This window comes from Clostridium sardiniense, assembly GCF_050584765.1.
In the GTDB taxonomy this organism is placed as follows: domain Bacteria; phylum Bacillota; class Clostridia; order Clostridiales; family Clostridiaceae; genus Clostridium; species Clostridium sardiniense_A.
The window spans coordinates 623,309-647,170 of sequence record NZ_JBNOOR010000002.1; the positions used below are offsets into that span (position 1 = coordinate 623,309).

Sequence of the window (23,862 nt, forward strand, 5' to 3'; positions counted from 1 at the left end):
TTTTTTAATATTATTTTCCTAAATTCTTTATAGCATCCGGTGCAGTTTCCCAAGCATCACTTACTGCTCCATTCGCAGCTTGTATACCTTCTGCATGAACTATTACATCATATCCTACACCTTCGTAATTTCTGTTAGCATCAGAGCTTAACTTAACACTATCTAAAAGATATTCTGTAGCTACATTAGGTTTAACAACTCCATTATAATAGAAGTATCCATCTTTACCATCAATCCATTTATTAGCTTCAAGTGTTTCAGTTAAATTTTGATATTTTAATTCTATAAGATTAAGATCTAAACCCTTACCATCTGTGTTTGTTGTCCATACTTTTTCAAAGTTAACTCTGATAAGTTGATCATAACTAGCTGTATTTTTCACCTTAGCATCTTTGTTTACATCAGTTCCTGGTAAAACCTTTCCTGCTAAAACATCATCAAATACTTCTTGTATTTCTATTCCACTAGATTGGCTTTCTCCATTACCTTGTGTTGCAAAGTTATTAGTAACTGAAGCCTTATCAGTAAACCACGCAAGTGATCCCCCAACTACACCAACCATTAATCCTACTGCTAAACATAGCCCTATAATTTTTTTCTTTCCCATAAAAAAACCCCTCCATAACTTTAAATTAATTTCTATTTTTAACTGCCTTAGCCCCCTTATAACATGTGCCAAAACATAAATAAGCTATTATTAAAATGACTATGATTACTCTATATTGATTTATAAAGCTCATAACCTTCCCCATATAAGGAATATCAAATACTACCTTTCCAACCAAAAGATTTCCATCAATAAGCATAGGATCTAAAACATCGTTAGCATCTCCTTTTGTTTGGAATTTAATATTCTTATTCTCTTCTATTACCTCAACAACTCTATGTGTTGTTATATTGCTTGTACTATTTCCTTTAAAGGTTATAATATCCCCTTCTTTTATCTCAGTATCATCTATTTCCTTCACAACAATAAGGCTTCCAGCCTTTATTGTTGGACTCATACTTCCTGTTAAGACATCATAAAACTTATATCCAAATATTCCTATATTACTTAAAATTGATATAATCATAAAAAGAAATACTATCGCTATAACAATATACGAGATAATATTCTTAACTAATTTTGATTTACCATTCCCACTCATTTAATCACCATTACTTTTGAAACTTTTTTCTCTATATTTTTATCATTTATTAATATTTGTAACAATATATTTGTAATTAACAACATATAATTCGTCATGAATAACAAAAAAACACCAATAAAAACTAATATATTTTTATTGATGTTTTTAAAATTCTAATTTAATTTTTGTTTATAATTCCTATTATTTATAGCATATCTATAATTAAATAGTACTATTCATTATAATGTTATAATTCGAATTCTTTCATCAAAAAAGAGTTAACATAATGACACCCTTATGTTAACTCTTTTAATCTACTCACATTTAACCATTATATTCGTTTCAAAAACTTTGCCTTTATCCTTTAGAATAACTTCTCCCTTATATTTATTAACACTCCTTTGTATACTTTTAAGTCCTATTCCATGATACTTTTTATCCTTCTTTAAAGTTATAAACTTGTTATTTTTCTTTATAGATATATCCTCCTTTGAATTTATTAATTCTATAGTTAAATATCCCTTTGATATTTTAGATTTAATATCTATAAACTTATCCCTATTCTTATCACTTATTCTATCACAAGCTTCTATTGCATTATCTAATAAATTTCCATATATAGCGCATAAAGCTAAATCATCTATACTAATCTCTTCTGGAACTTTAATATCAAACTTTATATATATACCTTTTTCTTTACATATGCTCTTTTTACTTAAACATATAGCATCTATTATTTTATTTTTACAAATTAAAATATCGCTCTCTAAATCAGTAATATTTTCATTATATTTATTCATATATCTTTTTAGTTCATCATACTCTTCATTTTGAAGAAGAACTGTGATTATATTATTATGATTATTCATATCATGTTTTATTCTAAATATTTCACTATAATATTTTTCAAGTTCAACATAGTGATTGTATTGATTTTTTATTTGCTCATTTAATATATCACTCTTTTCTTCAAACCCCTTTGCACTCCCCTTAACTATTGCATTTCTCATTATGAACCAACTAATTAATAAATTAATTACAGAGCAAAGTGCTACAAATAATGAAAATCTACTATAATTATCTAATATATAAAGATAATGAACAAGTCCTACATTAACCATATAGAAAAATATCATTATAAGCTTTTTTCCTAGATCACCTTCATTTTCAAAGCTCTTTTCTATATCTTCACTATTAGTAATTATTATATTACCTATACCTCTAATAGTTATTATAACGAAAGCAATATATAAAACTATAGTTACTGTCTTATTTAAGCTTTGTATATTACTACTAATCTCTCTTACACTATTATTTGTAATTAATTCGTAAAATGAGAACATTATATTTTGAAGATTAATTATATTAATAGGTATTATTCCTGATAAAAGCAATACAACGCCTTTACTATTTTTTGTAAATAAAGTAACTATATTTAGTGAAATAACAAAAAATAATATAATCATATCTATATACTTATCATAATAAATACACCTTAAAGATAATAGCATTGTTAATGTCATAAAAGTATATATGTTAATTTTACTAAGGAAGTTCAAATCATCTTTTAATCTATTTATAATCAATATATTATATACAAATATAAAAATACTTACTATTAAAAATAGAGCATTCTCTTCTACCATTTCTAACTTTTCCTTTTCTTATGCCATTTTCAAGTAATTAAAGAAAGACTCTTTTAAGTCCTCTTTATATTTCCTACCAACTGGAACTACTTGTCCATTTAAAAGTATTACTTCATTACTTTTAAATTCTTTTATCTTAGATATATTTATAACATAACTTCTATGACACCTTTTAAAGCCTTTATCTTTTAGATCTCTCTCAACATTTTCTAGCTTTTCGTAATAATCAATAACAATATCTTTTTTATATACATTTATCTTTCTATGATCAACTTCTAAGCAATATATATTATTTAACTTTAATAATAATTTACTTCCATTTTTATTTACTTCATAAAATTCTTCATTACTATCCTTTATCTCTATTGCTCTAAGCAATTCTTTTTCAATTCTATCAATAGAAGGCGGTTTTAATATATAGTTAACTGCTGATATCTCATATCCATCTAATATGAATTCTTTGCTACTACTTAGAATTATAAATTTTACTCCTTTATTAATCTCTATAATTCTTTTTGCAATTTCTATTCCATTTGAATCACCAAGGATCATATCTAAAAATATTACATCATATCTTGGCGTATCTCTTTCATAAACACTTAAAAGTTCATTACCTGACTTAAATTCTTCCACTTTTAATATAATATTATTTCTTATAGCTAAACTCTCTAATATGCACTTTAAATTTTTGCGATCATACATTTGATCATCACATATAGCAATGTTAACCATGCTTTTTCTCCCTTCTGTTTATTACCAAACACATCTAAATTCCATTATATATCATAAATTACCCTTTTAAATATTCACCAAATAGTTAACACTTAAAATTGTATGGTTAATATTTAAAATTATATAATAAACTTTGTTTATTTTTATTATTTTGTACTTAACAGCTATACTTTTGTATCAAACAACACATTTTATCTATCTTTATGTTTTTTTGTGAAATTTTACAATTTTGAAACAAAAGAAAAAACCCTTCTAATTATTATGTAGATAATTAGAAGGATTTTCTTTAATTAAAATATTTATTTATTTCATCTAATATTCTGATACATGCCTTTCCATCACCATATGGATTTGCAGCATGTGCCATCTTTTCGTAAGCTTCTTTATTTGTTAGAAGTTCTTTTGCTTCATTATATATATTATCAGTTTCTACTCCTGCAAGTTTTATAGTTCCTGCTTCTACTGCTTCTGGTCTTTCTGTTTCTGTTCTAAGTACCATAACTGGCTTTCCAAGAGTTGGTGCTTCCTCTTGTATTCCGCCTGAATCTGTCATTATAAGCTTAACTCTTGACATAAGATTTGCAAACTCAACATATTCTAGAGGTTCTATAAGATGAACTCTTCCTTTATATTTATCAAAATAATTATGTGCAAGTTCTCTTATTGCAGGATTTTTGTGCATTGGGAATATAACTTCAACTCTTTCATTTTCTTCAACTAACTTTATCATAGCTTTAAAGATATTTTCCATTGGCTCTCCCCAATTTTCTCTTCTATGAGTAGTAAGTAATATTACATCTTTATTCTTGTAATTTATATCATTTAATACTTCTTGTTCGAATACTAAATTTTCATCTATTACACTTAAAAGTGCATCTATTACTGTATTTCCCGTTATGAATATATTATCAGAATTTACCCCTTCACTTAGAAGATTATCTCTATTAGTTTCTGTTGGTGCAAAGTGCATTGTTGCAATGCTACCAGTTAATTTTCTATTTGCTTCCTCAGGAAATGGTGAATATATATCATATGTTCTAAGTCCGGCTTCAACGTGTCCTACTGGAACTTTATTATAAAATGCAGCAAGTGCTACATTTAATGTTGTTGAAGTATCTCCATGAACTAGAACTATATCTGGAGTACACTTTTTAATTACTTCATCTACTCCTTTTAAAACCTTAGTTGATATATCTATTATTGTTTGGCCATGTGCCATTATATCTAAATCATAGTCTTGCTGTACATCAAATATCTCAAGTACAGTATCTAACATATCTCTATGTTGTGCTGTATCACAAACTATTGATTCAAATCTATCATCTCTTTCAAGTGCCTTAACTAAAGGACACATCTTTATTCCTTCTGGTCTTGTTCCAAAGACTGATAATACTTTTATAGGTTTCATAATAATCTACCATCCTTATATTATATTTAGCCTATTTTATTATTTCACTATAGTCTAATTTTATTTCTTCTATTTTAGTTGGTTTTTGAATATAGCATCCTTGACCAAAGTCAACACCTAAGGCTCTAACAAAATCGAATTCTTCCTTTGTCTCTATACCCTCTGCAACAATCTTAACTCCAAGTTTTTTAAGCATTGTTATTATATTTGTTGTTACTGTTTTAGTGTACTCATCTTTATCTATATTAGAAATAAGTTCTTTATCTAACTTTACTATATCTGGTTTCATTTTAAGAATTAAAGACTCATTTGCATATCCAGCTCCAAAGTCATCAATTGCTATTTGAATATTTTGCTGCCTATATTTATTAAGCATATTTTCTACTTTTTCATCCACATTATAGGATGTTCTCTCAGAAAATTCTACAACTATATTCGTATGGTTATCAATACTATCCGTATCCACACCAATATTTTTAAGCTCATTCTTTGTTTCAGCTACATATCTATATCCATCATCGTCATTCATCTCACTAAAATTAACATTTATAAATATCTTAATTTTATTGTAGAAAGAAGATCTTATATAATCCTTATAAACATTAACGCCAAATTTCATTGATGCATAATCTTCTAATCCCTTTTCTTTTGCTATATCTAAAAAATCAACTATGCTCCTATAAGTTCTATCTTTAATACGGGTTAGCCCCTCTATTCCATAAAGACTCATATCATCTAAATTTACAATTGGCTGGAATATACTATAATACTTCCTATCATCTATAACCTTTTGTAATCTTAGCTGCTTTTTATTTATCTTTTTATACTTTTCATACTGATTTTTATTAAAGTAATTTAAAGTTGTCTCTGAAGGTTTTCTAATCTTTTTAGCTTCTTGCATTGCAAACTCAGCATATTTATAAAGGCCATCTTCTGTTGCAACGTCAAAACTTAAAATAGATATCCCTATTGAGCAAGTTATATTAACTTCAGTATTATTTATTAAAGTATTTATAGTTAATCTAGTCTTTATATCATTAAAAAAAGATTCCATATCTTTTCTTTTATTAAATCCATGTCTATAAACTCCAAATTGATCTCCCACAAATCTAAAAACTACTGTCTTCTCATCACTATAGCCTTTAAGTCTTGCAGCGAAAGCTTTAATAACTTCGTCTCCAAATTCATGTCCATAAATCTTGTTGTATGTTTGGAATTCATCTATATCTATAAATAAAAAAGCACCATATGAAAATCTATAATCATCAATAAGCTTTTTTATCTCTCTTTTGTAATTATTCCTATTAATAAGTCCTGTTAGTGGATCTATTCCTTCATCAATCTTATAGGTAATATCTCCAATTCTTTCATAAGTTATATCAGTTAAGATAATATCAACTCTATTATTACTTATTATGTGAGCATATGCCCTAACAAATCGCTCTACACCCTCATCTTTTACTGAATACTCAAATTCAAAATGTTCTTCTTTTTTAGATGAATCTATAAGTCTATTAAACTCTTCTCTTGAAATTGATATTGCTTTTAAGAAATCATTTAAAGTTATAATATCGCTTGATTTATCATAAAGAAGCTTGAAATTCTTTTGTGAATTAACTCTTTCACTTTTTATCTTTGCAGTTACTATATCTATATTTTCGTTTTTTCTAACTAAAGTATCTAACTCTCGTCTTATTATTTCATACTTTCTATTTGTATCTTTATTCATCACCATAATAAATATCCAGATGAGAGCTAAAACCAGACAAAACAATATTAATATAACTGTATTATCCTGCAAATTCCCAGTTTGCATAATAATTAAAGATTCCACACACTTCATCCCCTCAAATATTTAATTAACCCTTTTATACCACACACTAAATTATTGTTATATTCTAACTAACCAACATCACATAAACTATCTAGTAAATTATCTCCATTACTAAATTGCTCTTTTTTTAACTCCATGACTTGATTATTTTTTGTGTTCTTCTGTCTTATCTAAATACCTTTATATTTTAGTCTTATGTTTTACCTAACTACTTTTATATTTTAGCCTTGTATATCACCTAACCGCTCTTGTGTTTTAGTCTTCTGACTTACCTACATCTGATAATACAATTCCTTTATTATGATCTAATGCCCAAGATATTCCCCAAGTGTTTTGGAAAATAAGTAAGCTTCTATCTTTTAGATCCTTAACCTTCTTAGTATCTGATGTAAGATTTAATTTATCTACATCAATGTTTCCATCATTTTCAATCCATCTTACGAATCTATATGGAAGTCTTTCCATCTTTATATCAACGTTATATTCATTCTTTAATCTATACTCTAAAACTTCAAATTGAAGTACACCAACAACACCAACTATGATTTCTTCCATACCAATGTGTAGCTCTTTAAATACTTGGATTGCTCCTTCTTGAGCTATTTGAGTTACCCCTTTAACGAATTGCTTTCTCTTCATTGTGTCAACTGGTCTAACTCTTGCATAATGTTCTGGTGCGAAAGCTGGTATTCCTGCAAATGTGAATTTCTTTGAAGGTGTACAGATAGTATCTCCAATTGAGAATACACCTGGATCAAATACACCAATTATATCTCCAGCATAGGCCTCTTCAACTATTTCTCTATCTTGTGCCATAAATTGTTGTGGCTCTGCAAGCTTAATCTTCTTACCTTGTTGCATATGATAGTAGTCTTTACCTTTTTCAAATTTACCTGAGCAAATTCTCATAAATGCTATTCTATCTCTATGTGCTTTATTCATGTTCGCTTGTATCTTAAATACGAATGCTGAGAAATTATCATCAAATGGATCTATTTCACCTATAGATGAACTTCTTCCAAGAGGTGATGTTGTCATTTCTAAGAAATGCTCTAAGAATGGTTCAACACCAAAGTTTGTAAGAGCTGATCCAAAGAATACTGGTGTTAATTGTCCTTCTCTTACTTTCTCTACATCAAATTCGTCTCCTGCAATATCTAAAAGCTCTATATCTTCCATTAACTTTTCATGAAGAGCTTCTCCTAATATTTCTTTGAATTTAGGATCATCTACATCTCCATCAATTGCCTTAACTTCTTTTTGTCCGTGTTCTCCACCTGTAAAGGCTATGATTCTCTTATTGTCTCTTTCATATACCCCTTTAAATTCTTTACCTGAACCTATAGGCCAGTTCATTGGGTATGTTTTTATTCCAAGTTCATTCTCAATATCTTCTAGTAATTGGAATGGATCTTGAGCTTCTCTATCCATCTTATTTACAAAAGTAAATATTGGCATTTCTCTAAGTGAACATACATGGAAAAGCTTCTTTGTTTGTTCTTCGACCCCTTTAGCTGCATCAACTACCATTACAGCTGAATCTGCTGCCATAAGAGTTCTATATGTATCCTCTGAGAAGTCTTGGTGACCTGGAGTATCTAATATATTTATACAGTGTCCTTCATAGTTAAATTGCATAACTGATGAAGTAACTGATATTCCTCTTTGTTTTTCTATTTCCATCCAGTCAGAAACTGCATGCTTTGATGCTTTTCTTGCCTTAACTGAACCTGCAAGTCTTATAGCTCCTCCGTATAATAGGAATTTTTCTGTTAATGTTGTCTTACCAGCATCTGGGTGAGATATAATTGCAAAGGTTCTTCTTTTTTCTATTTCATTTCTTAAATCAGCCAAGATTTTTCCTCCTTAATTTATGTTAATCTAGTTTTATTTACAAATATTATAATCCACTCTCGATTATAACATAGTATTTGGACTTCTGTATATAATTTGGTCTGACAATATACACCTATAATTTACATTTTACATTATTTATTTTAATATCCTTATTCTATAATCTTGCCATATAAAAAAGCACCTAAACTTATATTTTAAAAATAAGCTTAGATGCTTTAATTTATAAATAGTTATTTTAAGGCATAACTCCAATTAAAGACATAAATGCAAATACAACAACCACTATTACTGCAACGACTATTACTATTTTGTGTATAGCTATTTGTTCTTTGCTTTCTTCTGGCCTTGAATTAACATGCTTATGTGATGTTTGTTTTTCATGTTCTTTGTGTTCTTTGTACTCCTCATGCCTATCTTTACTCATATTCTTAGCTCCCTCACATTCACTAATTATGTATAGTATCTTTTTATAAGTAATAAATTATTTTTATAAACGATAAAATATCTTCTTATAAATAATATAATACTCCCATAATTTTCAGTAAATGCTTATATGAGTTAATTAATCCTTTATTTATAAAATGTTATAAATGTTCAAGATTAGCCTACATTAAGCTCTAAACTAAAGTAAATTATTAGTCTCTCTTTTTCTTTATTAAGAATGCTCCAGCTGCTGTCATTATTCCTCCTAAGATAAGACCCATAGTTGGAATTTGTCCTCCTGTGCTTGGAATATCATTTGGATTATTAGTTTCATTACCAGGTTTATTATTTCCACTTCCCGGCTTATTGTCTCCGTCATCTGGCTTGTTATTTCCGTCTCCTGGATTATTGCTTCCATCACCTGGTTTGTTATCCTCTCCTGGATTATTATCTCCATCCCCAGGTTTATTATCTTCTCCTGGATTATTACCATTATTTTGTTGAAGCTCTGATAACTTATCTTCTCCAACCTTTATAATATCATTCAATTTATCTGTAATCTTTTTGACTTCTTCTGATCCTATATCATCATTATTGCATACTTTTTCAGCTTCTAATATACAATCTTCTATCTTCTTTATTACATTATCTGTACCCTCATATTTTTTAAGATCATTAATAAGTTCTTTTGCCTTTATTATTAATGATTTTAAATTATCCTTATTTACAATTAATGACTTATTGAATTCACTTTGAGCTTCTAATAACTCTTTTATAGCTTCATCAACTTTACTTTGACTCGCATTTTTATCATTTAATACCTTAGTTGCAACATCTATAGATTCCTTATATTTTTTTATTGCAGATGGAGTATATATTCCAGAAGCTCCTTCAAGCTCCTTTCTCCCTTCATCTATAATATTCTTTAATGCATCTTTATTTACAACATGCACGCCCTCTTCAAACTTATCTAATTCAGCTTTTAGAGTCCTCGTTATTTCTTTAATTTGCTCAGAACTTTCTGCTGTTTTAAACTCTTTCTCTGATTTTTCTATTGCTGCTTTTAATTCATCTACTGATTCTTTAGAATGCTGACCTTCACCTTCACCAACTACTGCGTTTTTAAGTTTTTCTTTAGCTATGCCTAATATAGAGTTATATCCATCTTCTGCATCAGCTACTTCAATGTAACCATCTAATACTTTGTTTAATTCATCATATGAACTATCAATTTCCTTTTGAGTAACCTTAACCTTTTCATATACTTTTACTGCATTATCCTTTTCTGTCTTCAATGCATTTATTTTGTCATTTATTATACTTCTCTCTTCTTCTGTTAACTTATTTAACTTCTCAGTATCTATATTATCTAATACATATTCAACATTACTTATTAATGATGCTAAATTTATTCTATTAATTGTAACTTTGCCTTTATAGAACTCTTTTAATGCTTCTTTAAGTTTATCTATTTCTTGTCCTACTTCTTCTGAATTTAGACCTCTCTTTGAAGCCTCCTTAGCAGAATTTATAGCATTTCCTAAAAGATCTTTTGAGTCCTTACTATATTCTCCAGAGAATTCTCCAACCTTTGCACTATCATATATCTTTTGAACCTTTTCTATATAGCTTACTAATGATCCAGTTACATCTGCCTTATAAACCTTCAACTCATTTAAAGTAATATTCTCATTTCCATAAGTAACTCTTATTGCACTTGCAAGAACTGATTGAGATAACATATCCAAATTACTTTCTACATTTTTATCATTTGATAATTTATCAACTATAGTCTTCCAGTTTTCATTATCACTTGTATATTCTATCTTATACTTTAGGGCCTCATTTGAGCTTTTTATTGTTTCTATTGCAGAAATATCTGCTTTTTTATCTAACTTAATTACATACTCTTTTGCATCTCCATTTATCAATGAAACTGAAGTTTTAGCATCACCATCTACTAAAGGATTCATCTTACCATCAACATTTGGAGTAATAGCTGAGTTAATAGCAACATTTTCTGGCTTTGAATATGCCTTTATTTCAGCAATTGCAGGCCAAGCTCCTTGAGCATTTCCAACTTGTGCTTTACCTGTTATTGTTACTATTGTGTTTGTTATATTTTTATTTACTGGAATAACGTACGATTTCTCCAATACTTCATTATTGTTTGTCTTATCTAAAACAGTACTTCTATTTCCATTTCCATCTATAACCTCTACCTTAAATTTAAATGGTAATCCAGCCTTTTCAAATACTAATTCTAAATTTTCAACAAAGTATTCCTTCCCTAAATCTACATTTGCTTCTGCTGGCATTGCACCACCACTTGCAACCCATATAGTATTTTCATCTCCATCTGTTATATTTGATAATGGCTTTCCACCTTCTGAATTACTTCCTGTTACTTTCTTATTTAAAGCAACATTTACAGATTCAATTTCTTCTTTTACTGGTCTTAATGCCTTAACCTCTGCAATTGCAGGCCAAGCTCCTGGCCATTCACCAACATTTGCCTTGCCAGTAAATGATACCTTTATATTTTTTATATTATCATTTACAGGTATTTCATACGTTCCTTCAAGAGCTTCATCATTATTAGTTTTATCTAATATTACCTTCTTATTTCCATCCTTATCTATAGATTCCACCTTAAATTTAAATGGTAACCCTGACTTTTCAAATACTAATTGAACTTTTTCAATATATTCAGAATCAGTTAAATCTATAGTTACTTCTGATGGTATCTTACCTCCATCTGCTATCCACAGTGTATCTTCTTTTCCGTCTGTAATATTTGATAAAGCACTTCCCCCTTGTGCATTAGTTCCAGTTACCGGTTTACCTAATGCAACATTTTCGTAATTTACTTTTTCTTCTTCACTTTCATATACCACTATTTCTGTTAATTCTGGAACTAAATTTTTATCAGTACTGTTTAAATTAACCCTAACTTTCTCAGCACTACCTTTATAATCTATATTTACAGTTCCTGTAACTGTTCCTTCTGTCTTTTCTGCAATCTTAGTCCATTTACCTCCACTAAATACTTCAACGTTATAAGTTATAGGGAAGCCTCCAGCTGCTTGATTAAAGGCAACTTGGATTCCATCTACGTTATATGATTTTTCAAGGTCTAAAGTTAAACTTGCTGGCCATGTAACTCCATTTGCGATCCATGATGTACCTGTATTTCCATCAGTAAGATTTTTAGTTGGATATTCACTATTAGTAGGTACGCTACTTTCAACTGTTTTTCCTAAAGCTATATTAACCTTCTCTGATACACTTCCACTCTCTCCTAAGAATTTTTCCATGTTTGTTACAGAGAATTTCTCCATAGCTATGGTTGCAAGCTCACTTAAATTCTCTCCTGAGCCTTCAGTTGGATAATACTTTTCTTCACTTGTCTTTTGAACTGCCCACTCATACTCCATCTTATGCCAATTTATTGATGGAGCTTTCTTTCCAGTTTTTAATTCTTCAGTTAAACCATTAATCCAAGTTTCCCATCTCTTAAGATATAAGTCTCCGGTTAAACCAGCCCACTGTCTATTTGAATAATCCTTTAAACTACCATTCTTGTAGTCACCCCAAGTTGTTATAAGAGCTCTTGCATTAAATTCAAATAAATCCTTTGTCCAATCATCAGCACCCTCAAGCATTGTTCTTGAATCTTCTATCCAATTTCCAACTAAGAATTCAGGACTTGTAGATAATATTCTCTCTTGTAATCTTATAAGTTCTAAGAATTGAGTAGATATCTTCTCAAATTTAGCTAAATCCTTCTTCTTATAAGCATTTACCATTTCTTTGTGATATTCTTGAGATGAATTTGCAAGTACTTGCTTTGCAACATCTAAGAAGTCATATATAAATGCCTCACTGTCCTTTAATTCATCATAAGCCTTTATAAATAATTCTAATGCCTTTTCAAATTCCTTCTTGTCATATGGAATCTTGTTATTTCCCCAAGTTGATGCACTGTTTATTGTAAAGTCTGGTCTTGAGTTTATAATTGATTCTGCTGCCCCTTGATAGTAATCATTCCTTTTGTTATAAGCTGTTTCTAGAAGTATATCCCAAGCTTCTTTTATATTCTCATTCTCTTTTCCATATCTTCTTTCAATATATTTATAAGTCCAATCTTTAAAATCAACTTTATCTCTAGTCCATATCATATCACTAAGTAATTCATAAACTATTGGACTATTATTTATTGCCTCTGGTGTAATTCCTATCCCCTTCATATTCTTTGATTCTGCATATGCATCTTGTATATTGTTTGCTATTCTCTCTGGTTGTCCATCAAGACCCATTCTTCCTCCAAAGTTATGAAGCATATTCCAAACCCACGGTAATCCTAAGTCATCAAATCTTTTATATCCTGGATTTAATTCTGAATTCAAATCTAAAATTAGGGCTTGATCTTTATTTTTTAATCCATTTACTTTATTATTAGATGGATTTCCTTGCCAATGCTGTATAACCCAAATTGAATCTTTATCGTGTTCAATCATCTTTTCTTGAATTGTTCCGTAAATTCTTCCCTCATCAATTCCTCCAGTGTTTCCACCTTCATGGAATGGGTCAACTGCATAATAATCTGTTACATCTCCAAATACTTCTTTTTGCTTTTCGTAGAACACATCTGCAACTTCTGCGAAATAATCTCTTTGACCATCCTCTACAAAAGTTTTAAGCATATTAGGTCTATCGAATCCACACCACTCACCTTGTGGTAATATTTCAGCATCTTTATTTTTTTCTTTAAAATCTAATGGCACCATACCTGAATACCCTTGAAGAACTGGGTTTATTCCATAAGTTTGCATTCTATCGTGCATCTTTCTTCCAAGTTCGGCTCTCTCTTCAAACCAATTGTCTGGAAGTGGTCCTCCAAAACTAGTCATATTCTGCATATAAAACCAAGCAAAATAAGCAGGTCCTGATATAAACTCTTTTACTTCTTCATCAGAATATCCAAATTCATTTAAAGTCCTTCTTAAAACTTCTTCTTGTCCTACTATATCTAAAACTAAATTATAACCGCTCATTGCAGCCCAATCTAAAAATGCTTCATACTCATCCCAATCCCAGAATGCCATTGTGTATGAATAAGTACAAAAATTTAGTGCGTATCTATGTTCATATGGCGTATCAATAACTATCTTCTCTGAAACTTTAGGCAACTTCTCCGGCATATTTAAATTTGATCCCATCATAGGGTTGTACATTACATTACAATAATTCTTTAAGTAATAATTAAAACCTGATGCTAGTGAGACTCCATCATTCCCTCTTATTACTATCTTTCCATCCTTAGAATCTTCAATTTCAAAAACATCATTTCCTGTTGATGTAGCTTTTCTTACTTCAAATTTAAACTTGTCCTTATACTCATCTCCTATAACTCTTCCAACCATGTTTGACATTTCTTTTATAGTTTTTTCATTAGCATAAGATTTATCATTTGTAAAATTATTATATTCTTCTGACCATTTTGTATCATTAAAATTAGTTACTGAAATTGGCTTATCAGCTGGCTTTTCATTAGATACTTTTTCTCCATAAATTTCAACTTCTGCAATGTTTGAGTTATTAGAGGCAGAGCTAAAAGTTACATCCACTCTAATCTTTGAAGCTGACATATTTCCTAGATTATGAGAATCTCCTTCTGCTTTAGCTGGACTTAAATCACTCTTTTCCGCTACTTTAATGAAATTTTCTCCATCTGAAGAAGCATATATATTGTAGTTATAGTATCCTTCTAATTTATTAAATATCTTAATTTCTGATAAGCTATACGTTCCATTTAAATCGATTTCAATCCATCTATAATGATTTGAAGATTCCCAGTAAGTAGATTTATCTCCATCCATAGCTAAGTTAACATCATGTCCATTTGTATTGCTTTTAGCTGTTACGGTAAAGCCCTCTTTAATATTCCCTTTCTTAATATCTGCTTTTGCTATTAATGGAGCATTCCCTATAAGTCCTGTTACTATTGTTAATGCCACTGCCCTACTAACAAGTTTCTTGACGTTTTTCATTGATATTCTCCCCTTTTGAGTGTATTTTTGTAAATTAATGTAATTTAGGCATAAAAAAAAGCTAAAAAAGATAGTAATATATCTTTTTTAGCTTATGCCCATTTTTCATGGTAGCACGCTTTCGTTTTCAATTATTATTCATTTTCTATATTTTGATTATATTTCATATTTTTACCATAGTCAATCATTTATTGACATTCTTTTCATTTTTAATTAACAATATTAACTTTTTATTTGTATTCACTTTGTTTTATTTATTTTATATAGTTACATTATTTATTTTACTTATTGTCAATCTAACTAAGTTATTTATTATCCAATTTAGGTAGCTTATTTGTTTTATCTATTATTCATTTATCTTAATGCTCTTATTTTATCCATACTATTAAATCCATTTAAGTTATCTTATTAATCTATTAAGTGTTTTGAACAAAGATTACTCCAGTATTTATACCTAAATAGACTTATTTATTAATCTATTTAACTGCTTTTCTAACCTCTTCTGCCACTTTTATTTGAACATCTCTATCAAATGGTTTTGGCATAATATAATCTTCTGAAAGCTCATTAGGCTTAACTGAATCTGCAATAGCAAATGCTGCTGCAAGCTTCATTTCTTCTGTTATTTTCTTAGCACCACCATCAAGTGCTCCTCTAAACATACCAGGGAAAGCTAATACATTATTAATTTGATTCTTAAAGTCTGAACGCCCTGTACCAACTACCCTAGCACCAGCAGCCTTTGCATCTTCTGGGAATATCTCTGGTACTGGATTTGCCATAGCAAAAACTATAGCATCTTTATTCATAGTCTTAACCATTTCTTTTGAAAGAACATTACCAGCTGAAACTCCAATAAATACATCAGCATTCTTTATTACATCAGAAAGTCCACCCTTTTCATTGTTTAAGTTTGTAACTTTAACAAGTTCTCTATGGATATCACTTTCTTGTTCCATATCTCTATGAAGTACTCCATTTATGTTGCACATAACAATATTTTTAGCTCCCCATGATAAAAGAAGCTTTGCTATTGCACATCCTGCCGCCCCTGCACCATTTATAACAATTTTTATGTCTTCTTTATTCTTATCTACAACTTTTAAAGCATTAATTAATGCTGATAAAACAACTATAGCCGTACCGTGTTGATCATCATGGAATACTGGAATATCTAATCTTTCTTGAAGCTTCCTTTCTATCTCAAAGCAACGTGGTCCTGAAATATCTTCTAAGTTTATTCCACCAAAAGTAGGAGCCATTCTAACTACAGTTTCAACAATTTCATCTACATCCTTTGTATCTAAAACTATCGGAATTGCATCAACATCTCCAAACTCTTTAAATAGTACACTCTTCCCTTCCATTACAGGTAATGCTGCCTCTGGCCCAATATCTCCAAGTCCAAGTACTGCTGTACCATCTGAAACAACAGCTACCGTATTCCACTTTCTTGTATATGTATTTACTAATTCTTTATTTTCGTGAATCTTTCTGCAAGGCTCTGCAACTCCAGGTGTATAGGCTAAGCTTAAATCCTTCTCATCATTTACCTTAACTCTTGATTTGATTTCAAGCTTTCCTCTAAGCTCTTTATGAAATTCTAATGCTTCTTCATATATATTCATTCTAATTCTCTCCTTTTACCATAATCTTTTCTAATATATTACATTACAATCCTTTAAAATACAATATTTCATAATATTATAAGAAACTTTATATCTATAAAAAAATCTTATATCTATTATTGCACTCAAAACTTAAATTCATTAATGTAAATATATTCTTATACCTGAAACTTAAATTCATTAACATGACCATTTTCTTATAAATAGAAATTATATATTATATATAAATTGCCTTGAAGCAGAGTATATCTTTACTCTCCTCAAGGCAACTTTAAGTTATTTCGCTAAATTGTAGATTGCATTTGTAAAAATTTCTGTATTAAGAAGTAAATCGCTAATATCCATGTATTCATCTTTATTATGAGCTATTCCCTTTTGTCCTGGAAAAGATGGCCCAAATGCTACTATATTAGGGAATACCTTAGCATAAGTTCCCCCTGTAGTAGTTACTGGTGTTCCATCAAATCCAGTTACTTCTTCATAGGATTCTTGTAACTTTTTAAGAAGTTCATGATCCTTATCAAAACATACTGAATCCATTCTTCTATTTTCAGTTATTTCATATCCTTCATTTATGATTTCTTTAATTATACCCATCATATCTTCGTAAGTATAAGTAATTGGATATCTAAATACAACTGATAATCCTACTTTATCTTCATTAAGAGATAGCTTATAAGGATTTATTACTAAGCTTCCCGATATATCATCTTTGCACTCTATTCCAATCTTCTCTAAAGAATGATTCTCATGAAAGTTTTTATAAACAAACTCTATAAAATTCTTTAATTCCCCACTAAAAATCCCTTTACCTATGCCATTTATAGTTTTACATAATGTTGTAACAGCATTTTCCCCTGTCTCTGGGGCATTGCCTGGTGCTTGTGATCCCTTAACACTTATCTTTTCTAAAATCTCAGTTTGCCAATTTAGATTTTCTCCCTCTAGAGATTCTTTTCTAGTCACTTCTATCTCAGCAAAATCTGGTACCATATTATTTCTAAAGTTACCTTTTATACCTTTTATAACACAATCTTTAATTGAATTGCTCCATATAGTTACATCAAGTATCCCTCTCTCCCCATATACTGCAGGATACTTACAATCTGGAGTAAATCCCATAATTGGTGACTTCTCTTCTTTTAAATAATAAGGAATATCTTTAAATCCTGTTTCTTCATTTGTCCCAAAGATTACCCTTATCTTCTTTGAAATATCAAGATCTAACTCCTTTATTATTTTCATCCCATAAAGAGCTGCCATTATAGGTCCTTTATTGTCTAGGACACCTCTACCAAATATTTTTTCATCTTTAATTGATAGGTCAAAGGGAGGATAAGTCCACCCTTCTCCCTCTGGAACTACATCTACATGCCCAATAACTGCAATATAGTCTTCCCCTTCACCGTACTCTGCATACCCAATTGCATTTCCTATATTTTTCGTTCTAAACCCCAATTCTTCTGATATCTTTAAAGCTTCTTCCAATGCTCTTTTAGGCTTCTCTCCAAAAGGTGCATCTGAAGTCTTTATCCCTTCAACACTGCTTATTTGAACTAATCTTTTTATGCTCTCTAAAAGTTCTTCTCTATATTCTAAAACCTTCTCATTAAATTCTCTCTTTAGACTTGCTTTATTTATACTTTTCATATCTAATCTCTCATCTTCTTTCATAATTACTTAAACTTAGATACCATAATTTTTGATATTCTTAGTTTAAAGCTTTTAACTTAAGACTTTAATGATTAATTAGTTATTAGTCAAAAGTTATTGGTGATTTTATTCTCTTAAGATAAGCATCAAGCCACTCTTCTGAAGCTTTTTCGTAAGTTGTTTTTCCATCTTTCATTTCATTACAAACATATACTGTTGGCTCTTCATCTTCTGATACAACTGAGAATGAGAACCCTACTATATTAGTTGCAACTCCCCACTCACCTTTGTTGTTAAGAGCTACTAGTGAAAGATCTCCTGACTTTCCTCTTCTTTTTACAAGCTTGTCATTTAATTCTTGAACTGCCTTATCACAAGCTTCTTGAGGATGCATTCCTTCTTTCATAAGCCTAACTATTTCATATGAAATACAACCCTTCATTAAATCTTCTCCAAGACCAGTTGCTGATGCTCCACCAACTTCACTATCACAGTAGAAGCCTGAACCTGATACTGGTGAATCCCCAACTCTTCCTCTTCTCTTCATGAAAAGTCCACTAGTTGATGTACCAGCTACCATCTTTCCTTCCTTATCTACAGCTATCATACCAACGGTGTCATGACCATCATATGGACTTAATCCTTTTTCAATTGTTTCTTTTCTTCTCTTTGTGTAATATCTCTTCGCTCTATCTGTAAGCATATTCTCTCTTTTAAAGCCTTCTTTATGTGCATATTCTTCTGCACCATCTCCAACTAAGAAACAATTAAATCTTTCTTCACTAAGCTTTCTTGCGATACTTATTGGATTCTTAAAATCTTTAATTCCTCCAACTGCACCTATTGAAAGAGTGTCTCCATCCATATATGCAGCATCTAGTTCTACTTCACAATTTTCATTTGGAAGTCCACCAAATCCTACTGATTTATAGTAAGGGAAATCCTCAACAGCTTTTATCGCCTTTTCTATTGCATCTCCTGCAAACCCACCCTTTTTAAGATCTTCTGATGCTTCTGTTATTCCCTCAACTGCCATTCTCCACGTTGCTATCATAGCCCATTTCATAATAAACTCCTCCACTTCTACTGCTTTTCTACTATCGTTTTACTTCTTTTATTCTAAAAACATACTTCTCTTTTTAAATCTTCTACATTTTCTTTTTTAGCAAGCTTAACTGCCATCTTGCAGATATTTTCTATTGATTGATTTAATCCAACTCCACCTTTTTTAGGTGTTTTTACAACTATAACTTTATCTTTATATTTTTCTGTTGCTGGATTTTCTAAAGACATAGCCGCAAATGCTGGTATATCTGATTTATTATTTATTTCTTCAGCAAGTCCCCCTGCCATTTCTCCAAAGTTAGGATAGTGAAGAGCTGGCCCACATACTACTACATCTGGACTTAACTTCTTCGCCATTGCTACAAACTTCTTCTTTACTTCTTCTTCATTGTTTTGATAATATAAATCTCCACAATACAAAGTAGCAACTATCTCCCCGTCCATTTCTTTGAAATAAGGCTCCATCATTTTTCCTGGTCCTATTATTGATTTTTTTCCAGCTGGTGGTAGATCTGCGTTTTCATCACTTCCCATTCCGGCTTGTACATGATTTAATACTAATAATACTTTAACCATTGCTCTATCTCTCCTCCTAAACATTTATATCTTATCTAAATATTCTAATTTAAAATCCCTAAATTCTATAACTCTAAATCATCAAAATCTATATCATCATCATCTTCTTCAGAGTTTAATGCTCCATGTTCTTCTTTTAAGTATTGGTTATCAATAGCTTTTATAAATGGAATGTATATTACTACACCTAAAATTATTAATAAGATCTGAAGAACTGAACCTTGCCATCCTGAAACTAAGAAACCTGAAATAACTGGTGGTGTTGTCCATGGAATTTGAACCCCATTAGTATAAGGTACAAGACCACTTAACATTGCAAAATATGAAATAATTATATTGATTGTTGGTATTAAAACAAATGGTGCAAGCATTATTGGATTAAGCATGATTGGTAGACCAAATATAATTGGTTCATTTATACCAAATACCCCTGGTAAGAATGAAAGTTTACCAATCTTAGTAACTCTTTGGCTTTTACATACTAAAAGAATTGCAATAAGTAATGATAACGTACTTCCTGCTCCCCCAAAAGTTGCAAACATATCTTGGAACTGTCCTGTTATAATGTTTGGAATCTCTTGTCCTGCTTGGAAAGCATCTAAATTTTCTACTGATAATGCCTTTAATACTGGGTTAAATACCGCTCCAACAACACTTGATCCATTGATTCCAAAGAACCAGAATCCATGTAAGAATAAATATGCAATAATCATTGCTGGCAGTGTATTACCTAATTTTAATAGTGGTACTTGTAGCATCTTAAATACAAAGTTGTGTATTGTCTCGTAAGCTGTTGCTGCAAATATATAATTTACTAAGAAGAATATTAAAATAACTATTCCAGCTGGTATTAATGCTTCAAATGATCTTGAAACTGTTGGTGGAACACCAGCAGGTAATTTAATTACCCAACCCTTTTTAAGAATCTTTGCAAATATAGTAACTGAAACAAGGGCAACTATCATTCCAAGGAATAATCCTTTAGAACCAACCCAATCTAGTGGAATACCTTTAACAATATAACTTACATCTTCTCCTTTTGGAGTGAAATCAATCTTATAAGGAGTTACAATAAAGAATGCCACTATAGCTGTTGCTGATGCTTGAATTGCATCAATATCTAACTGTCTTGCTAAGCTATAAGCTATACCCATTACAGCTAATATTGTCATAATATCAAATGTTGCTGCAACTGGTGTTGTAAGCTTAGCTGCCCATCCTTCTCCTAAGAATTGTGCTACCCAGTCATTCCATCCTGGAATTGGGAAGTTTGCTATAAGTAAGAAAATTGATCCTATGATTAAAAGTGGTGTTGAAACCAAGAAACCATCTCTTATAGCTATTAAATATTTATTTCTACCTATAACTTCTGCCATAGGCATTAATATTTTCTCAAGCTTTTTCATAAAAAAGTTCATTTTTATTCCCCTCTCAATATTAAATCTTGCTATTATACCCAGTAAACCTTAACCATTTTCACTTCAAATATTGCTTTATCTATTAATGATTCTTTTACCTTGTCCTTTAGCAAATTACTTTGAAGCTTTCTTGATTAATTTAATTGCATGCTTTAATACTTTTTCTCCGTCCATAACTCCATAATCAGCTGCATTTATTGCGTCAACTGGTATTCCTAATGGCTCACACTCTTCTTGCATTTTTCTAAGCATAAATCTTACTTGTGGTCCAAGTAATACACAATCAGGTCTTTGATCTTGAATTAATGCATGAGCTTTAACACACGGATTTGCTTCAATATGTATGTCTAGGTTATGTTTTTTTACAACCTCTTGCATTTTTGAAACTAATAAACTTGTTGACATACCTGCGTCACAGAATAAAAATATTTTTTTCATTTATAATTCCCCCTTAGATTTTGATAAATTTTTTGATATTTTAATATTTTATTTACTTATGCCTATATTAAGAGCAATTACCATGCCAACTTTTTTCAATATCTATAAATGACCTATTTTAGCCATTATTTATGATATCCTTTTCAATAACCATTGATTTTCTATAGAGTGTGCATTAGAATAATACATAATAATGTAAATTTTCCTTATTTTAAACACACTAAATAAGATTAAAATACTTATTTTAAACAATAGTGACATAAAATAAATACATTAATTGATATTACGCTAAATATTTTAAAAAGTAATTATAAAGAATATACTGATAAAACAAATATATTAAAAGGTATTAGGGGTGAACAATTTGAAAAGAGTCGATTTAGTTTATGAGACTATTGAGAAACTAGACAAAGGTAATGGGGTAACAACACAAGATGTTTGCGATGCTTTAAATATAGAGCGCTCAAACATAAGTAAAAATTTAAATAGATTAGTAAAGGAGGAACGACTTTTTAAAAATTCTACAAGACCAGTAAAATACTATCTTAAAAATCCAAATAATATAGATTTTAATTTAAGATCATCTCTTGATAGACTTTCCTATCTTTATCCATCACTAACTGAAGCAACAAAACTTGCTAAAACTGCTATTTTATATCCTCCAACTGGTATGAACTCTCTAATCATTGGTGAAACTGGCTCTGGTAAATCCATGCTTGCAAAACTTATGCATGACTATGCAGTTTCATTTTTTAAAGATAAGGATATTCCTTTTATACACTTTAATTGCTCTGACTACTCAAATAATGTTCAGCTATTAAGCTCACATTTATTTGGTGTAAAGAAAGGCACATTTACTGGAGCTACTGAAGATAGAGTAGGACTTATTGAAAAAGCAGATGGTGGAATATTATTTTTGGATGAAATACATAACTTACCTAGTGAAGGACAAGAAATGTTATTCTTATTCATGGATACAGGGTATTTTAGAAGATTTGGGGAAGTCTCCAAAAAAATAAAGTCATCAGTTAGGATAATATGCGCTACAAATGAAGATATAAGCCAAACATTACTTAGCACATTTTTAAGAAGAATATCTATAAAGATTAAAATACCAAACCTTCATGAGAGAAGTCTTGAAGAAAGGCTTACTTTAATTGAGACATTCTTAAAGGAAGAAAGCCACAACTTAAATAAACCAGTGTACATATCTTATAATTCACTACTTTGCTTCTTATCTTATGATTGTCCATACAATGTAGGACAACTTAAAAATGATATAAAGCTTGCAGTTGCAAATGCATATACTGATTATTTTATAAATAATAAAAAACATATTAAAATAAATAGTCCTGATCTTCCAAAGGAAGTAAGACATAAATTATCTAACCCTTTAATTGAAGAAAGAGCTGTTTTAGGTGCATTGGATGCTATAAATAGATTCTTTATTTATGATGATAACACTAAAATAACTAGTCATTCATTCCAAAATCAAAAGCATGCAATATTTACAGCTTATAAAAATTTAATCAATAAAAGCGAAATACTAGCTTCAAGTAAAAATTCAAGTGCTTCTGATTATAATAAAATATTAGAAGAATATTTAGCTTGTATAGAAAAGCATTCTGAAAATTACAGATATAACTTTTCATATGCAACTTTTGATGAAACAAATAATAAACTATATGAATTTGATAAAAATATAGAAAAATTCTTTAAGTTTAAATTATATGAAACACTATTTAATATTCATATAGATTTAATCTACGATAGAATGAGCCTTATAACATTAGCTACAGTAAACCTTCATAACAGATTGAAGAGTCAATTTCCTGAAGAATATAAACTTGCAACATCATATACTAATATAATTGAAGATAATTTAAATCTTTATTTCCCTGCATCTGAATTTATATTAATTATGCTTATAGCAATTTATGTAAGTAATAGACAAACTGATAGAACTGAAGATTAATATTATAAAAAAATAAAATGGAGGCT

16 protein-coding genes are annotated in these 23,862 nt (G+C 29.9%); 1 reads left to right on the forward strand and 15 read right to left on the reverse strand.

Going from position 1 to position 23,862, the window contains the following annotated elements; all coding sequences use genetic code 11:
- Window positions 1–10: 10 nt before the first annotated feature.
- The 15 genes from ACQPUW_RS12660 to ACQPUW_RS12730 all read right to left on the reverse strand — a co-directional run bounded on the left by ACQPUW_RS12660 (window position 11) and on the right by ACQPUW_RS12730 (window position 21,861).
- Window positions 11–607, reverse strand: coding sequence for a SipW-dependent-type signal peptide-containing protein (locus ACQPUW_RS12660; RefSeq protein WP_430837864.1), 597 nt, complete (start codon window positions 605–607; stop codon window positions 11–13).
- 25 nt (window positions 608–632) lie between these two features.
- A complete protein-coding gene (locus tag ACQPUW_RS12665) occupies window positions 633–1,148 on the reverse strand; it encodes a signal peptidase I (protein WP_430837865.1) in 516 nt (171 codons plus the stop codon).
- Between the two features lie 296 nt (window positions 1,149–1,444).
- Entirely contained in the window at window positions 1,445–2,776 is a 1,332-nt protein-coding gene (locus tag ACQPUW_RS12670) for a sensor histidine kinase (protein WP_430837866.1), read from the reverse strand.
- An 18-nt stretch (window positions 2,777–2,794) separates the two neighbouring features.
- Window positions 2,795–3,508 (reverse strand): LytR/AlgR family response regulator transcription factor, encoded by a 714-nt coding sequence (locus tag ACQPUW_RS12675; RefSeq protein ID WP_430837867.1) that lies wholly within the window; start codon window positions 3,506–3,508, stop codon window positions 2,795–2,797.
- Between the two features lie 286 nt (window positions 3,509–3,794).
- Complete coding sequence (gene wecB / locus ACQPUW_RS12680; protein WP_430837868.1) at window positions 3,795–4,916, reverse strand: non-hydrolyzing UDP-N-acetylglucosamine 2-epimerase; 1,122 nt, start codon at window positions 4,914–4,916, stop codon at window positions 3,795–3,797.
- A 31-nt stretch (window positions 4,917–4,947) separates the two neighbouring features.
- Window positions 4,948–6,750 (reverse strand): EAL domain-containing protein, encoded by a 1,803-nt coding sequence (locus tag ACQPUW_RS12685; RefSeq protein ID WP_430837869.1) that lies wholly within the window; start codon window positions 6,748–6,750, stop codon window positions 4,948–4,950.
- A 255-nt stretch (window positions 6,751–7,005) separates the two neighbouring features.
- Window positions 7,006–8,604: a peptide chain release factor 3 gene (locus tag ACQPUW_RS12690; protein ID WP_430837870.1), complete on the reverse strand. Its 1,599-nt coding sequence runs from the start codon at window positions 8,602–8,604 to the stop codon at window positions 7,006–7,008.
- Window positions 8,605–8,842: 238 nt separating this feature from the next.
- Window positions 8,843–9,031: a hypothetical protein gene (locus ACQPUW_RS12695; protein WP_430837871.1), complete on the reverse strand. Its 189-nt coding sequence runs from the start codon at window positions 9,029–9,031 to the stop codon at window positions 8,843–8,845.
- Between the two features lie 211 nt (window positions 9,032–9,242).
- Entirely contained in the window at window positions 9,243–15,083 is a 5,841-nt protein-coding gene (locus tag ACQPUW_RS12700) for an alpha-N-acetylglucosaminidase TIM-barrel domain-containing protein (protein ID WP_430837872.1), read from the reverse strand.
- A gap of 476 nt (window positions 15,084–15,559) precedes the next feature.
- Window positions 15,560–16,711, reverse strand: coding sequence for an NAD(P)-dependent malic enzyme (locus tag ACQPUW_RS12705; RefSeq protein ID WP_430837873.1), 1,152 nt, complete (start codon window positions 16,709–16,711; stop codon window positions 15,560–15,562).
- A 276-nt stretch (window positions 16,712–16,987) separates the two neighbouring features.
- A complete protein-coding gene (gene pepV / locus ACQPUW_RS12710) occupies window positions 16,988–18,385 on the reverse strand; it encodes a dipeptidase PepV (protein ID WP_430837874.1) in 1,398 nt (465 codons plus the stop codon).
- A gap of 82 nt (window positions 18,386–18,467) precedes the next feature.
- Window positions 18,468–19,430, reverse strand: coding sequence for a N(4)-(beta-N-acetylglucosaminyl)-L-asparaginase (locus ACQPUW_RS12715; RefSeq protein ID WP_430837875.1), 963 nt, complete (start codon window positions 19,428–19,430; stop codon window positions 18,468–18,470).
- 53 nt (window positions 19,431–19,483) lie between these two features.
- Window positions 19,484–20,005, reverse strand: a complete 522-nt coding sequence (locus ACQPUW_RS12720; protein ID WP_221858252.1) for a GrdB-related putative oxidoreductase — start codon at window positions 20,003–20,005, stop codon at window positions 19,484–19,486.
- 65 nt (window positions 20,006–20,070) lie between these two features.
- Complete coding sequence (gene celB, locus ACQPUW_RS12725; RefSeq protein WP_430837876.1) at window positions 20,071–21,423, reverse strand: PTS cellobiose transporter subunit IIC; 1,353 nt, start codon at window positions 21,421–21,423, stop codon at window positions 20,071–20,073.
- A 114-nt stretch (window positions 21,424–21,537) separates the two neighbouring features.
- Window positions 21,538–21,861 carry a PTS sugar transporter subunit IIB gene (locus ACQPUW_RS12730; RefSeq protein ID WP_430837877.1) on the reverse strand — a complete coding sequence of 108 codons (324 nt, stop codon included), beginning with the start codon at window positions 21,859–21,861 and terminating at the stop codon, window positions 21,538–21,540.
- A 364-nt stretch (window positions 21,862–22,225) separates the two neighbouring features.
- Between ACQPUW_RS12730 and ACQPUW_RS12735 the strand changes: the two genes are divergently transcribed.
- Window positions 22,226–23,836, forward strand: coding sequence for a sigma 54-interacting transcriptional regulator (locus tag ACQPUW_RS12735; protein WP_430837878.1), 1,611 nt, complete (start codon window positions 22,226–22,228; stop codon window positions 23,834–23,836).
- The last annotated feature ends 26 nt before the right edge of the window (window positions 23,837–23,862 follow it).